Genomic DNA, 15,573 nt, shown 5'->3' with positions numbered 1-15,573 from the left:
TCCTGTGAGGCACATACCCGCTACCCAGCATTATGTCCACAGCATCACCGCGGCCGGGTCGCCGGACGATTGCAGGCCGTGCTCTTGGGAGGCTAGCTGGCCACCTTTCCCCCCGAGATCCCTAAAGATTAAGGGTCGTTCAGTTGATCAGCTTGCGTCAGCTAATCCTGGCTCGGAGCTTCAGGAATCGTTCGTGGCGGTCGTGATCCGCCTGACCAGTAAAAGCCTTGAACTGGCCAAGCCGGTAGGCCACCATGGTGGCCCTTTCCGTGACTTCGATCTCGAAGTCGCTACTAAGCAACGCGATGCGATGTTCGAGCTCAGCATCATCTATAGAGAGTCCCGCGTCGATCGCTGCACGCATGAGACGTGCAGCGGTGACAAAACCCTCATCGGCGCGCAGGGCCCGGTAGATCGGATCTTCCTCTCTCACCGGAGGTGGTGCGGGGTCGCCCTTCTTTGTTAGTGCCCGAATGATGGATGTACCGACAGCTTCGGCGACAGGAGGCGGGAATGCGTTACCGATCTGCCGGTAGCGAGACGTTTTTCGCCCGGTGAACTCCCATATTCCCCCGTCACTCCACCCCTGAAGCCGTGCGACCATCTCACAGGTCAGCTTGGGGCCAATCTCAAAGGTATCGCCAGGCATCGGGGCATGGTTGGCTACACCCATAGCGTCAACGCCGAGTTCAGCCCAGGCACGTTTCGCACGGGTAGGGCCGAGGTCAGCACCACCGTGCTTCTTGGAGCCACCGACAATAGTGGGAGCAATTTTGTTCGCCTTCTGCGCCCACTCATCTACGCCTTCCCAGCCGTTCGCGGCCATCAGATCCCGGAGAGCTTCTCCCACGGTCGGGGCGTTTCCACTCGGCTCAGGCCAGTGGAAATAGGGGGCGTACTCCTCCTTGAGAGCAACCAGCACGAACCGAGGCCGCAACTGAGGTACGCCGAAGTCTGATGCATGGAGTAGCCGCCACTCAGCGACGTAGCCAAACTTCTGCAGACGGTCCAAGACGTGCTGACGGTAGCCAGCGAACCGGCGCAGACTCAGGCCGCGGACGTTCTCCAGCAACAGCGCCTTCGGCTCCATGAGCTCTACCTGTTCGACGGCCCAGGCGAACAGATCACGTTCGTCAGCGGCGCCAAGCTGCTTACCCGCGATGCTGAAGGGTGGACAGGGCACACCACCAGCCAGTAGCGCTACGCCTTGATGGTTGGAAGGCTTCCATACCTCGGGATCGGCCACGTCGCCCCGCTGGACGATGGTCTCAGGGAGAAGCCCCTTGCGCTCTTCGAGGTTCTTGGCGAGCGTGTTGGCGGCGTTGTCGTCCAGTTCGATGGCCAGGCGGTGACTGAAGCCCGCGAGCTCTAGCCCGAGCGCCTGGCCTCCTGCCCCCGCGCAGATCTCAACGACTTCAAGATCCGACACAGTGGCCTCCTGGTGTGGTGTGCAGGGCGGGGTGTGAGTCATGGATAGTAGTTTCGACCATGACCTACCTTGCGGAGCGAATCGAGTGAGCGACAGCGGACCCGTGCCTGCCGGGGACGGCAACGACCGGCGTCATGGAGCGTGGGCTGCGGGGCTCTACCCGCGCCCCGCGAACGAAGGCCGCTCCCGGAACATGAAGGCCAACCGCCGCTCGGACACCAAGCCCGAGATCACACTCCGCAAGGCTCTCCACGCTCTCGGCTATCGCTACCGTAAGGATTTCCGGCTCGATCTGCCCGGAGGGGTTCGGGTCCGCCCGGACATCGTCTTCACTGCTCGCAGAGTCGCAGTGTTCGTCGATGGCTGCTTCTGGCATGTATGCCCCGAACATGGAAGGGAGCCGACCAGCAACGAGTGGTATTGGACGCCCAAGCTGCGCCGGAATGTTGAGCGCGACAGGGCTGCGGATGCCGCGCTGGAAGCGGCTGGATGGCGAGTCGTGCGGTTGTGGGAGCATGTGCCCCTCCCTGCGGCGGTGGAAGCGGTGCTGGAAGCTGTCGGACCAACCTCCACGGAGCGTGGAGATGACGTTACAGCGAGAGGATGACAATCTCCGGCGAGCGAAGACACAGGCAAGGCAGTCATTGGTGATCGCTGGCAGCGAGGCATGGGGTGCCTCAGGCTCATCCTTCCTGACTGCCAGAAGACTTGCGAGTATCGGGGAGCACCGGCGCAAGCTCGGGCGGATCGTCCGGAAGCGCAACGACCCATCGTTCTCCATCTAGCAGGACTGATGGTACGTCGCCATGGTGGCCTTGGTGTTGGGCGAGCCGAACGCTGACGAACTCTCCCCTGCCGGGAACTGGAAGCCCCAGGGTTTGGGCGATCGAAGCATGGCTGCTGTACTGGCCGAGGATCACAATGCCTTCCGGGCGCAGGCTGCTACGCGACCCTCCGTTGCCCCGTACGCGCTTCATGTAGTCATCTTGCTGTGCGACCGTTGCGATCACAGCTCGGCTCACCCGGCGCCTCTGCGCCAGCCGGAACAACATGTCGACCCGCTTCGTGCCGTACCGGGAGCATTGGAAGATTTTATCCACGTGCGGAGGCGGAAGTCTCAGCAGGACGTTCTCTGGCAGGGGCTTCTCGTCGAAGAGCCAGCGGATTGCACTGCGTCCACTCGCTGAGAGACCGCGCTTGAGGTCCCGGTTGCCCTTTGAGGAGCTCAAGTGTTCCTCACGAGCCTTGACGAGGCCGGCTGACCAGACACCTTGATCGTCACTGGCCCAGAGCCCGAGGAGATGGTGCCCCATCGCCTCAGGCGGGATCATCCACCTGGCCTTATCCTGGGAGAACTTGCAGTCGACGTCGATGCCGCAGATCGCGAAGTCCATGGCCTGACCATCGGCGAAGTCGAACTCTCGTTGAAGGTTGATCTCGATGAGTGTGCCGAAGTGAGTCTTCTCAGTCTTGTGAAGCTGGGCCCACTTGTACCGGCCGGTGTGCTGTCCATCGAGGAGCATGTCGTACGTCCTCCGGATCACCGCTGCGATGCGGACACCCTCGGGATCGAGAGTGAGCAGCTCCGCTGCTACGCGTGACAGCTCGGCATCAGGAGGTGCAGCCCCAAATAGGGACGGTTGACACTCAAAGGACATAGTCACCTGAGGCTAGGTGAAGTCATGCCCTGGCAACAGACCTCAGTGATCGTGATCCACGCCACCCAGAAGACATGCATCCGGGGGACGGTCCCCACGGCGTCGTGGCTGAGCCCCTGCCAGTTCCGCGTTCACGATGTAACCGTCAGTTCCTTCAAGTTACCGTCCGTCACTTCAACGCAGACAGACCTGGGCAGGGCAGGCCATACTCAAGACGGACAAGGATGACGCGATCAGCATGCTGCACACCCTCCTGCGAGGGAAACGACTCCGCGACATCCCCCTGGATCTCACTTTTTGAGCTCCGCCTCCGTGTCCACACCGGCCCCTGATGCAGAGCCGCCTCCTCGCAGGCAGGGACAGGCAACGCCTTTTCGGCGCCGACCACGAGACCTCGCCACCTTGTAAACCACCGTCAGCCACGGCGCGTCTACAGACTGATGGAAGGGGCAGGTCATGCAGGTCGATACGCGCGATGCCCGAGTCTGCGTCAGTCGTAGACGGCCGCGGAATATACCTCGATGGTTTTGAAAAAGTTTCTTTGCTCCACTGGTATAGCTTGATTGATATCTCGGCACTGAAAGTTTTTCTTATAGGAAACCTTGCCCACTTTCACGCCAACGTATTCTAGAAGATTCTCAAGGTCTCTAGCACCACAGAAATCAAGGAGCCGCCGATGGCCGTGCTTCCGCCTTCGGCCGCGTATGGGGCTTGGAATAAAGCGCTGGCTAAGGAGTTCTTCAGCAGGGCTCATGCCGGCACGCCGGTTATTTTCTGGGTGGACCAGGACACGGCTGAGGAGCTCGCAGAGAAGCACCAGCTGGGTGTGCCCCTCTCCGAGGCAGTGCGCAGCGCCCTCGACATGGCATCGCGCTCGCGGGTGTTCAGCCGGGTCAGCGCGTGGTGCGAGCAGCTCCGCCGGCCGGAGGATCCGCCGCCCTCCCTGCCTCTGCTTGCCGCGTCCGTCGTCGCGGCATCGATGATGGCCTCGGACGGCAGCATCAGAGTAACGAACTTCTACGTACCGCTCGCCAGGTACCTCTTCGGCAAGGGACACGCTGAGGAGCACTCGGTCCTCAGCCAGAGTTCCCAGCAGCTCGCTGATCTTTGGGTTGGCCTCGACCACTGGCTCAACAGTCAGGAGGGCAAGTTCGGCGTCAGCACCATCAAGGGCCATAAGAATCTGACGAGGATCGGTTACCCGATCTCCCAAACAGTCCTGAAAACGCCCGACCGGCGGGCCCTGAGCCAGTTCTTCCGCGACGCGCAGCTGACTCCAGGCCAGGACATCAGCCCCGGGTATCTGGAGCGGGCCCTCGGAATCTGGCTCCGTCAGCACCCCAGAGCGTTCTCTTCTACGTTCGCTGACGCCTACGCGCATCCCGATCTCACGGAATTCGTGAACCAGCTCGTACTGGACTGCGCCCGCATGTGGGACGGCGTGGTGCGGGACGCCTCTAGTGGGAGGCGCGCCGTCAAGCTGCGGGTCCGTCTCAGAATGGATAGACGCAGCGTCTGCCCAGGTTGGGCCGCCGAGGCCGTCGACGGCATCGACAGCGGTACGGTCATCGGCTCCGGGGGTGAGGAGTATGAGTTCGGTCGCGACCCCGGCCGCTTCTACGAAGGGCTGGACGGGCTCCCCTTCCATCCGTCGCAGCTCGTGTCCGGCGCGGCCCTTGAGGGGCGGACATCGAGCGGCGCGGAGATCACCTTTATCTACCAGCCGTCTGACATCGTCTTTTTCCGTCAGGACCCTGACCTGGGCTGGGTGAGCCGGGACAATCCGGAGGCGTTCAAGCAGCACATGATCCTCGTCAGGGACCGGGCCGTCCCCGAGGTGACCAGCAATCTCCGCGAGGCCGGCGTCGCGGAGCCCAAGCACAACGAGGCTAGATTCGCTTCGGGGTGGAGCCTGTTCCCCCGTATCTCATTCCACGAGGAGTCGAAGTTCGCCAGGGCTGCGGCGAGGGAGCATTCCTCGCTCCGGACGGCCGGGGTCCAGGGCGTTGCCAAGCCACGACTCGTCGGAGGGCTGAAGCTGAAGCAAGGGCTTGCACAGAACGTTTACCTTGCTGGCGGACAGCCGGACCTGCTCGTTGATATGCAGGCACACAGCCAGCGCTTGGTGCACCTCGAATTCGGCGACGGGCGGGCAGCGGCGGTGTCGACAGGGGGCTTTCCGATCCCACTGACGCACGAAGCGGCGTCGGGGGTGGGACGGCACCGCCTCCTGGTTGACGGCTCTTCGCTGTCGTTCGAGTTAGTGGAAGTCCTTGCGGACGCCGAGGCCCCCGGCACTGGGACTGTGGGGTTCCCCGTCGGCGAGCAGGCCGAGAGCCGCGCGGGAACGGTCGGTCCCGAAGCCCGCGCCATCCGGGGGGCGCTACTGCCGGAGGGGACCGAGCCGACGCCCCGTCCGCTCCTGTCGTTTAGAAACTCGTCCGATCGCTATCTGATCTCCTTTGATGGACGCGGGATCGAGCCAGGCACACCGGAGCTTCCGGACCTATACAAACGGCTTGGCCTTACTCCTGACGACTTCTACTACGCCGACGTCGTCCCGCCGCTCGGCTGGTCTGGGTGGCTGATCGAGTGGCTGCGAATCCGGATCACACCGATTGCGCCGCGCCGTCCCGACCGTGAGGCGGTACTGGCTTCACCGGACAAGCAGGAATGGGCCCTCGCGGTCCTGGACGCGCGAGACTGCTCAACCGACCCGGTTTGGCAGGAGTACGTCTCGGTCGCCGCGGAGGTTGCCCGATGACCTCTGTCGGAGACCTGCTGCTCCACTGGGCAAGCGAGAACGGAGCCGGCGAGCTCAGCACCCTGCTCAGCGGAGCGGAGTGGGCTGCGCGCCGGTACGGCATACCGACTACGGGTGGTGCCCCCGGCCGCTGGGTCCGGGACGCATCCGCGCTCGGTTATCTGGACGTCGACTGGCAGGCAGGGAAGTGGTCGGTTGCCCCTACGGTCCTCACTGCGCTCCCCATGTCCGGCGGCCTGCTCATGCTGACGGGCGCACGGAACCAGGCGGTGGAGGAGCGCATCGAGGATGCTGCCGACGATCTCGGCCTCGAGTACCACTCCGCGGCCAACCACGGCGGTGAAGGTGACATCCCCCCGCCAGACTCCGTCATCTTCATGACCGATCCAGGCACCGATGCGACGGCTCTAGCCGCCGCCCTGAAGGCGGCCTGGGTGCCATGCTTCGCCCTCCAAGTCATTCCCTTCCTGCCGCGCCTGGAACTGGGTTCGGAGGCGCCGGAGCCGGTTCCGGGGACACTTCTCAAGAGGTACAACGAGAACAAGCGGTTCGGCAGCAAGATGGGCGGCTATGAAGAGGTCCTCTCGGCCCGAGAGGACGGCATCTACCGCTTCAGGACATCGGATCGCAGGGAGGTCGTCCAGCTCCGTCTTGACGGCAACTGGTATAAGACCTCGCACGAGGAAGCCATCTACCTGCACAGGGCTTCCCGCTTCACCGAGCCCGGCGACACGCTGCGGTGGCGTGCGGAGTCCAATGGCGAGCGAAGCTCGATCGGGCGCCTAATTGTCGACTGGGGTGCTCCGCTGCCGCCGCTGCATGCACGGGCTGCAGTGCTTAGCAGCGGTACCGCTCCATGGTTTTCCGAGACGGCCGAGACCGCTGTCTACTTCAATGTGCCTTATGCGCTCGCGGCAGCGATTGCCGAGAGCTTGCATCAGAGTCTAGGACTGCTGGATGTATTGTCAGGGGGTAAGCGCGGTGGCTGAGGGGAACCAGATCCGGACATTCGATGGCCTCGGTGCCTTCGACGCACTAAAGGATGCACTCTTCCGCTACTACGACACGCCCTTCGGCCTCGCCGACCCGTCGCTCCAAAGCGAAAGGCGGGCCCTCTTGGACCGGGACGGCGGCGCTTGGCGGCGTCCGCTGATCGAGATCCGCCCGCGGTACGTATCCAGTGGTATCCCGGTAGCGGAGTCGGTGCGGCAGGCAGGCGCGCCCCCGGAGTTCGCCGAACTCGCCTCAGCCGGCCTGGTGCGCGATGTCAAGGAACTGTACAAGCACCAGCACGATGCCCTGACCGCCGCGATCGGCGCCGACAAGGACGTGGTCATCACTGCAGGAACCGGCTCCGGCAAGACAGAGTCGTTCATGCTCCCCGTTCTGGCCTCCCTGGTGCAAGAGTCCGCATCATGGGGCGGGGCCCCTGCTCTGCACCAGGACCGCTGGTGGAGCGCCTATAACGGCGAGTTCCGAGCCCAGCGGCACGGTGAGCACGGACGTCCGGCTGCTATCCGCGCCCTCGTCCTGTACCCGATGAACGCGCTCGTCGACGACCAGATGATGCGAATGAGGCGGGCGCTCGACAGTGACGCCGCGCGGGCCTGGTTCGCCAAGTACAGGCATGGCCACCGCTTCTACTTCGGCCGCTACACCGGCGCCACCCCCGTTCCGGGCAACCCTCCGGAGCCGAGGACGCGCAGCAGCCAGCCTCTCAAGAACCTCCGCAGCTACCTCGCTGCGACGGAGGCCCGCAGCAACAGGGCGAGGGTCAACGGGGACGACGGCAAGGCAGCCTTCTTCGTGCCGCGGCTCGACGGCGCAGAGATGCGCTCGCGCTGGGACATGCTCCTGAGCCCGCCCGACATCCTCGTCACCAACTACTCGATGCTTAACGTCATGCTGCTCCGGCCGCGCGAGAGCCGCATGTTCGACCTCACCCGCACATGGCTGAATGAAAACCCGGACGTCAAGTTCACGCTGATCATCGATGAGCTCCACATGTACCGCGGCACCGCTGGCACGGAGATCGCATATCTGATCCGAGCGCTCCGCCACCGCCTCGGCCTCGATACACGGCCGGACCGGTTGCGCATCCTAGCGGCGTCGGCATCACTGGAGGAGCACCGGGACCGCGCTTTCCTCGGGCAGTTCTTCGGCGTGGACAGCGACCGGTTCGCAATCCTGCCGGGCGAGACGGTTAAGCCCGCCTCAGTAGCACTGGACCTGACACCCTACGCCCGGCGGTTCGCTGAACTGCCCCACGACCCGGCCGCCGAAGCCGCAGATTCCGTCCTCATGGAGTCGAAGGCAGCAGACGCCCTGGTCAACTGCCTTACTGATGAGGACGGACACCCAAGCGCTAAGAGTGACGACGAGATCGCATCCGTCCTCTTCCCAGAGGCAGACGACAAGGAGGCAGCACTCCAGGGGCTGCTTTCCGCGCTTCGCTGGTCGACTGATCCAGACATGGTGAAATTGCGGGTGCACCTCTTCTTCCGCAACATCACTGGTGTCTGGGCCTGCTCCAGCCCTGAGTGCTCTGGGGTCGCAGACCGCTCACCTGAGCGACGGATCGGCCGTCTCTTCTCCGAACCAGCCACCCGCTGCTCCTACTGCAACGCCCGCGTCCTCGAACTGCTCTACTGCCAGACCTGCGGCGATGCGTTCCTTGGTGGTTACTTCCCGGAGACAGCCGAGGCGCCGGACCGCTTTGACGCGGGTCTTCTCGCCGACCACTCAGAACTCGACCGGCTCCCTGACCGAGGCGGCGAAGGGCCCAGTGCAGCGAACTATGTCGTCTACTGGCCCCACAGCGACAAGAAGTCCGAGCTTGGCAAGATGAGCTGGGAATCGACCGCCGCCAGTACCAGTGCCACGTTCTCCTGGCGGCGGAGCATCTACAGCCCGCAGACCGGACGCCTTGAAAACAACCGCGACGGGTACACAGGCTGGTCGTTCCACGTCGCTGCGAACAAGAAGACGCCAGCGGGGCTTATTCCCAAGTTGCCGGCCTTTTCATCCCGATGCATCGCGTGCGGCGACGACGTTGAGATCCCGTGGGGGAAGGGCAACCGCTCCATACCGCTGACAGACTCGTCGCGGCTCCGCCCCGCCATCCGAACTATGCGCACCGGTTTCGAAAAGTTCAACCAGGTCCTCACAGACGAACTCCTGACCAGGCTCCCCTCGCAGCAGCGCAAGCTCGTGGTGTTCTCCGACAGCCGGGCTGACGCTGCGAAGCTAGCCAGCGGCCTCGGGCTGCGCCACTACCAGGACCTCATCAGGTTTCTACTCTTCCGCCTCGTAGCAGAACGCGGTGACACAGCCGCCGACCTGGACGTCCTCAGGAAGCGCTACACCACCTCCGACTGGAGCAAGGACGAGGTCAAGGTTGCGAAGCAGCGCTTGGAAGCCCAGGGATTGAGGAACACCGTCAACGAGCTTTCCATGCTCTGGATTGACATGGCGGAGACCGACGAGGCCGACTCAGAGCAAGTGCACAGGGAACAAGAGCTGGTCGCACAGATCCTGGCGCTTCCCTCCCTTCAAGCGTATATCAGCGAACTCGAAGGCAAGCTCCTCGCTCTGGGCGTCAACCCTGGTGGACCCGCAGCAAGCCTCTGCAAGACGGAGAAGCAGCGGGGCAACGCGGCCAGTACCGAGGAGAAGCCGTGGACATCCCTCTACAACTGGACCGCAAAGACGCCGGAGCGGAAATCTGTTCTCGAGCTGGACACCGATCAGGAAACCCTCCGCGAGAAAATTGATGGGAAGCTCCGTGAGGAGACACTCTCCGGGCTCTTCTCCGGTGCCGGGCGCGACTTCGAGTCGCTTGGCCTCGGGTGGCTTGCTCCCGTCGGTGACAACCTGGGGCCGGAGGTCCCGCCCACCTCGGATACAGCACTAGCCCGGGCGACCCTGCGGGTCCTAGGCCATGCGCGACGCTTCCCCGGACTGCGCAGTGGGCAAGCAGATCCACCAAAGAAAGTCCGCGATTTCTGGGCCAAGGTCGGCGAGCAGCACGGTATGGACGCCGACCTTGTAGCAGACCGCGCCACGGCGGCTTTGCGGGGCACCCTCACAGAGTGGCTTATCAAGCCGGACGCAGTGGGTCTGCGGCCCGCCGAGAGCAAGTCCTGGACGTGCGGCAACTGCCAGCGGCTCCACCTGCACCCTGGAACTCTCACCTGCACCAAGTGCTACACCGCGCTCTCAGCCGAGCCGGAGCGTTTTGAGGCAGCAGACGCTGAGGCCGACTACTACGCTTGGCAGGCGTCCCGCGATACCGAGCCCTTCCGCCTCCACACCGCGGAACTCACGGGCCAGACTGACCGTATCGACGCCCAGTCGCGACAGGCGCGCTTCCAGGAGGTCTTCCTGGACGACTCGGAGGTCGACCTAGCCGATGCCGTCGACCTGCTGTCGGTGACGACCACGATGGAAGCAGGCGTGGATATCGGCGCGCTCACGGCCGTCAACATGGCCAACATGCCGCCGACACGCTTCAACTACCAGCAGCGGGTAGGCCGGGCGGGACGGCGCGGATCACCGATCGCGGTCGCACTCACTGTGTGCCGCGGCCGCAGCCACGACGACTACTACTTCGCCAGGCCTGAGCTGGTCACGAACGAGCCCACGCCGAAGCCATATCTTGCGATGGACATGGTCGCGGTCTTCCAGCGGGTCCTGGCGGCAGAAGTGCTCCGCAGCGCATTCGCGGCCAACGGACCTGCCATGGCCGACAGCGAACTGGCGTCCACGGCCAATGTCCACGGCCAATTCGGACTGGCCAAGGACTGGCCGGTCATCAGGCCGCACATCGAGAAGTGGGTCATCGCCAACCAGGACAAGATCACCGCCGCCGCCAACGCACTGAAGCTCGCAGTAGGCAAGGCTGTCAGGGCAGTCGAGCCCGTCAGCCACATTCTGAACGTTCTGCTCCCCGCCATCGACCAGCATGCCGCCGCCAAGGCCGCCCACCCGGACCTGAGCCAGCGACTCGCCGAAGCCGGGGTTTTGCCGATGTTCGGCTTCCCGACCCGGGTCCGGAACCTGTACACGCAGAAACCCGAAAAATCCTACCCCTGGCCTCCGAAGGGAGCCATTGACCGCCCCCTGTCCATCGCCGTCTCCCAGTTCGCCCCAGGCGCCGAAACCGTCCGCGACGGGCGGGTCCACACAGCGATCGGGCTCGGCTCTTTCATACCGGCGGGGCCCAACGCCGCCCCCATCGATGATCCCCTCGGCATCGTGCGCACCATCGGCTACTGCCTATCCTGCGGTCACCTCGACGAAGAGGCCGAGGAGCAGGCCTCCGACACAGCACCGGCCCCCTGCCCCGCTTGCGGTGGACCCGACTATCAGATCGTGAGCATGGCCGAGCCGGAAGGCTTCATCGCCGGCATGGCCAGAGACTTCGACGGGACATTCACCTGGTCTTCTCGATCATCCGTCAGCCGGGCAGCCGCCAACCTCGAGCAGCTCACCGACAAGGTGACCGAGAACATGACGGTCCGCTCGGGGCCCGGCCGCAAATACAGCGTCAATGACAACAGCGGACGGCTCTACAGCTTTCAGAAGCCGTCACTCAGCTGGAGCAGCTGGGGCGGATTGATCGCCAGCGAACTGGTCGACGAGTACCCCTATCTCAGGTCCCGGCTCGGCAATGAGCCCCCGCTGCCGCCCGTCGCCCTGGGTTCGAGTCAGCAGACCGACCTCTTCCTGCTCGGCCCAGCTCCCGGGCAGAGCATTGCCGATGGGCTCCGCCTCAGCCTGGAGCCCGCCTTCCAGGCCCAAGGGCTGACCGAGCCCCTCCACGGCCGCCGCGCCGCATGGATTTCATTGGCGACCCTGCTCCGCCGAGCCGCCTGCCCTCACCTTGATATCCAACCCGGCGAACTGGTCTCCGGCCTCTACGGCTCTGCCGGCGATGTCCCGGTCTACGCCTTCATGGCCGACACCCTCGACAATGGCGCAGGCTTCTGCACCCACCTGGCTTCCAGCACCGAGGAGCTCAACGCCTACCTCGACGCGGTCTCCTCCTATCTCGACGAGCTCGCGGAGCCGACCCACAGCTCCGAGTGCAACGCCTCCTGTTACGAATGCCTCCGCGACTACGCCAACATGTCGGCCCACGCCCTCCTGGATTGGCAGCTGGCACGCGACCTCTTCACCATCCTCCGGGGCCAACCCCTGCCCCTCGACCTTGAAAAGCACGCTTGCCTGCTCAACGCCTGGGCCAGCGAGGACCGTTACGAGACGCTGACCACCGTGTCCGGACCCGTCGCGATCTACAGCAGCCTCTGGGGCAGGGGCAACCAGATCGCCGTCATCCCCAAGCACCCACTTGAAGCTTCCGACTACGCCGCCGGCCCCCGCCTGTCCAAGGCACTCTCCGACGCCCGAAATGCCGTCCCCGACGCCGCAGCCGTCGTCGCGATCGACACCTTCCTCCTAGACCGCTCTCCTACCACCGTCACCACCCACCTCGAAAGAGTCGACGATGTGATCCCCTAAGCCGCGGGCCAGGTGCAGGCAGTTGGCGGGGAAGCGGTGGTCTCAATCGTTCCGCCGGTCGACGCGGTGCCGATTAAGCAGACCGACGAATGAACCGAGGCCCGCGGCGGCGGCGTTAGGGCGTGCCGATCACGCCACCGATCCCGAGGTAACCCTTATCGGCGCAGCACGATCGCCCATCGAGGTAAGAGCACCGATGAGGGGCCGTGCAGGCGGGCGGCCGTCAGGTCGCGAGGTAGAGCCGTGCAGTTCCTCACCGACCCGCACGGCGAGCTGATCTGGGCCTCACCCGCGCTGCCCGGCTCGACCCATGACCTGACCGCCGCCCGCACCCACGGCATCGTCGCGGGCCTGACCAAGTGGACGATCGCCTGCTACGCAGACAAGGGCTACGTCGGCGCAGGCGGCGCGATCGGCATCCCTACAAGCGCAAGAAAGGGCCGCAAACTCGGCAAACGCAAGAAGCTATTCAACCGCCACCACGCCAAGGCCCGCGCCCTCGGCGAGGGCGGCGCCGCCGCCCTCAGATGCTGACACGTGCTGCGCAAGGCCCGCTGCTCGCCCAGCCGCCTCACCGCCATCGTCCAGGCCATCCTTACCCCCACTGCCAGGGCGGATGAGGTTGGAATTAGCTCACTCTTTGTGAGGTGGCTGAAGCGAACGCTGGCGGCCATTGCTCGCTGAGCCGCGATCAGGGCTGGCAGCGTCCTCAAGAGGCGACGGACCATCGGCTCGTTCGACGCCGAGGATCACGCCGAGTCCGGTCAGCGCATTGCCGACGAGGAGTGATGGGGCCGCCTCGAACCTTTGAAGCATCTTCGCAACCTGCTCGGGCGACAACTCTGACAGCGCGTGCTCCAGCTCTTGGAACCCCTCGTCTGCTCGGATGTCGGCAGCAGCCAGCAGGCGCATCTGCTCCTCAGCGAAGCGTTGCGCTGCCAGGGCCATGAGGTGGCGAGCTTGCGCCTCGGAGCTGGCCATAATCGGCTTGACCTCAGCGAGGGCGGCAATGTCCTGGCTGGGTTCAACCATCCTCGCCTCGATCACGGAGCTGCTCTTCTCAGCTCGGTGCTGACGCAGCTGTGCTCGAGCCTGACGGAGGAGTGCTCGATGTTCGCGCCTGCGTTCCGCTCGCGTCCGGAAGGCAGGATGTAGCTTCTCGATCCAGAGCCGCTTGGCGTAGGGCGCGCCGTACCCGATCGCGACGATCAATAGCTCGCGTACGACCTTCCGAGCCAACTCCTCCAGCTCTTCCTGCTCCTTCGAGCGGCGAGGTGGCTCGGGTTCCTCCCGAAAGCGGACCGGCCCATCATCGTAGGCGAACGACTCCTCGTCTTCTTCGACGTGCCTGAGAGTGACCTGGTCAAGCTCCGCGTCTACCTCGCTGCGAGTAAGTGGACTGAACTCCCCCGGCTTCTTTCGTGAGTTCGAGTAATGAGAGTCCTTCCGGCGCGTAACATACATCTTCTCCGTCACGTACTCATCGTTGTCGTTCTCCTGTGCCATGAAGCAGAGCCTACGCTCGCACCCTGACCTACCCGGTCGGATCAGAAATGTTGACCTTGCGGCACCTCTCAAAAACCGCCATGGCCAGGAAAGTTGGCGCTGCCCCACATTGAGCCTTTTTCAGCGTGATGCGGTCTCGCGGAGTTGCAGGGTGTGGATGGCTTTGGCGAGGTGTCCGGCGCGGTGGGGGCAGCAGCGCAGCTTCCGCAGGATTCGCCATGACTTGAGCTGGGCGTTCGCGCGTTCGCCGGGTCCGCGGAGCTTGGCGTGTGCGCGGTTGGCGTCCTTCTGGGGCTCGGGTTTGTCGCGTCCTTTGTAGGGCGTGAGGATGTGCGCGCCGGCGCCCTGGTAGGCCTTGTCCGCCAGCACCAGCAGCCTGGTGGCTGCCAGTGCCCGGATGACACCCCAGATCCGGGCCGCGGTCAGGTCGTGAACTGAGCCGCGCAGCGGTCCCGACACCCACAGCAGTGTCCCGTCCGGTGCGGCGATGACCTGGAGGTTCATGCCGTGGCGGCGATGTTTCCCCGAGTAGTAGGGCCGGTCGGCGGCGACCCGGTCGATCGAGACAAGGTGCCGTCCAGCACCAGGTAAGGCAGCCCGGCTTCGACCGCTTTGGCCAGCGCGGAGCCGAGTCTGGGCGATCGGGCGGCGAGCAGGTCGACGGCCTCGTTGACGTAGCGCCGCGCGGTGGTGGTCGACACTCCGAATCCGGCGCCCAGTTCGGCGTAGGTCTCACCTTTTCGCAGGTAGACCAGGGTCATCAGAGCCTGCATGCCCGGGGGCAGGCGCCGTCCTTTGCTGCCGAGGGCCTGGCGGTGGCGGCGGACGACCCCGGTGGCGTAGGTCAGGGTCCGGCGCGACAACGGCAGCGAAGCACGGTACAAAAGCATGTGAGGCCTCTAGCAGGGGCGGGGGTTGTAAGAGATCAACCGTCCTACCAGGGGTTTCTTAACGTCTGGCACCGCCCACGCCGTCCGCGATCATGCTGTGATCAGCGCACACGAATCTGTCACTGAAAGAAGCCTCACTGAACACCGGCTCTCGCTATACTTCGACTTCGATGCAAGGCCACGCCACCTAACAAAAGACGATCGCCGGCTCTCGGCAGTTCACCGCCTGCGAGAGGGCATGTCGCGGTCGCGAGAGGTTGGACGTGGCACGATTGCATCAATTCCTCGACGATTTTGTCGCGCTAAGTCGCAAGCTACACCAAGAGGTGCTCCCCCAGATCGTGCTGTTGGCACTGGAATTGAGCAGCCTGCTATATCTGATCAGTCGGCTCAAGTAGTGCAGAGCGTGCGCGCTCAACCTGAGCTTCCCGGAGTCGGAATGCCACCGCCGTAGGCAAAAAGAACGTCGGCCACGTGAGATCGGGATGACGGGCGGCGGCGCGACCTGGTGAGCGCCAGCACCCGGCGGACGGGGCGGCCGTGGCAGGATACGCGGCCCGGCGCGGCCGTCCGGTGACCGGCGACCACGCCGCACGCTCCGGGCGGCCTGGCGCCGCCGCCCCTTGATCCTAAACAGCCCAATTCGGCAGGGGATCGAGACTCAGTGAGCTTTACCGCTGATCCGGAGGGCCCGACTTGTGTGCCATACGGATACCGATCAGCACGATCAGGTCTGCCACGATCATCTGCACGACGGCGGCCGGGGCGCCCAGGCCGGCCATGGTCACTGCCATCACAGAGATG

General features: G+C 64.4%; 9 protein-coding genes and 1 pseudogene. 5 read left to right on the top strand and 5 right to left on the bottom strand.

Annotated elements, in window-relative coordinates; genetic code table 11:
* Positions 1-157 precede the first annotated feature (157 nt).
* Positions 158-1,429, bottom strand: coding sequence for a DNA (cytosine-5-)-methyltransferase (gene dcm / locus AB0C84_RS14825; RefSeq protein WP_361065669.1), 1,272 nt, complete (start codon positions 1,427-1,429; stop codon positions 158-160).
* A 40-nt stretch (positions 1,430-1,469) separates the two neighbouring features.
* Between dcm and AB0C84_RS14820 the strand changes: the two genes are divergently transcribed.
* The gene (locus AB0C84_RS14820) at positions 1,470-2,036 is read left to right on the top strand and encodes a very short patch repair endonuclease (RefSeq protein WP_361065666.1); all 567 of its coding nucleotides are present in this window, start codon (positions 1,470-1,472) and stop codon (positions 2,034-2,036) included.
* Positions 2,037-2,112: 76 nt separating this feature from the next.
* Here AB0C84_RS14820 and AB0C84_RS14815 read toward each other — a convergent pair whose 3' ends face one another.
* Positions 2,113-3,087: a NaeI family type II restriction endonuclease gene (locus AB0C84_RS14815; protein WP_361065663.1), complete on the bottom strand. Its 975-nt coding sequence runs from the start codon at positions 3,085-3,087 to the stop codon at positions 2,113-2,115.
* A 676-nt stretch (positions 3,088-3,763) separates the two neighbouring features.
* Between AB0C84_RS14815 and AB0C84_RS14810 the strand changes: the two genes are divergently transcribed.
* The 4 genes from AB0C84_RS14810 to AB0C84_RS14795 all read left to right on the top strand — a co-directional run bounded on the left by AB0C84_RS14810 (position 3,764) and on the right by AB0C84_RS14795 (position 12,907).
* Positions 3,764-5,851 carry a hypothetical protein gene (locus AB0C84_RS14810; protein WP_361065660.1) on the top strand — a complete coding sequence of 696 codons (2,088 nt, stop codon included), beginning with the start codon at positions 3,764-3,766 and terminating at the stop codon, positions 5,849-5,851.
* A complete protein-coding gene (locus tag AB0C84_RS14805; protein ID WP_361065657.1) occupies positions 5,848-6,840 on the top strand; it encodes a hypothetical protein in 993 nt (330 codons plus the stop codon). Before AB0C84_RS14810 ends, AB0C84_RS14805 begins: the two co-directional genes overlap by 4 nt.
* Complete coding sequence (locus AB0C84_RS14800; protein WP_361065654.1) at positions 6,833-12,373, top strand: DEAD/DEAH box helicase; 5,541 nt, start codon at positions 6,833-6,835, stop codon at positions 12,371-12,373. Before AB0C84_RS14805 ends, AB0C84_RS14800 begins: the two co-directional genes overlap by 8 nt.
* A gap of 171 nt (positions 12,374-12,544) precedes the next feature.
* Positions 12,545-12,907 (top strand): transposase family protein, encoded by a 363-nt coding sequence (locus tag AB0C84_RS14795; protein ID WP_361065888.1) that lies wholly within the window; start codon positions 12,545-12,547, stop codon positions 12,905-12,907.
* 99 nt (positions 12,908-13,006) lie between these two features.
* Here the strand turns inward: AB0C84_RS14795 and AB0C84_RS14790 are convergent, their stop codons facing one another.
* The 3 genes and pseudogenes from AB0C84_RS14790 to AB0C84_RS14780 form a co-directional block, all read right to left on the bottom strand.
* Positions 13,007-13,879 (bottom strand): hypothetical protein, encoded by an 873-nt coding sequence (locus AB0C84_RS14790; RefSeq protein WP_361065650.1) that lies wholly within the window; start codon positions 13,877-13,879, stop codon positions 13,007-13,009.
* A 120-nt stretch (positions 13,880-13,999) separates the two neighbouring features.
* Positions 14,000-14,769, bottom strand: a pseudogene (locus tag AB0C84_RS14785) (transposase family protein).
* A 671-nt stretch (positions 14,770-15,440) separates the two neighbouring features.
* Complete coding sequence (locus AB0C84_RS14780) at positions 15,441-15,563, bottom strand: hypothetical protein (RefSeq protein ID WP_361065647.1); 123 nt, start codon at positions 15,561-15,563, stop codon at positions 15,441-15,443.
* Positions 15,564-15,573: the final 10 nt, after the last annotated feature.

The organism is Actinomadura sp. NPDC048955 (genome assembly GCF_040649435.1).
GTDB classification, from domain to species: Bacteria; Actinomycetota; Actinomycetes; order Streptosporangiales; family Streptosporangiaceae; genus Spirillospora; species Spirillospora luteofluorescens.
This window is presented reverse-complemented; position numbering and strand designations above follow the sequence as displayed.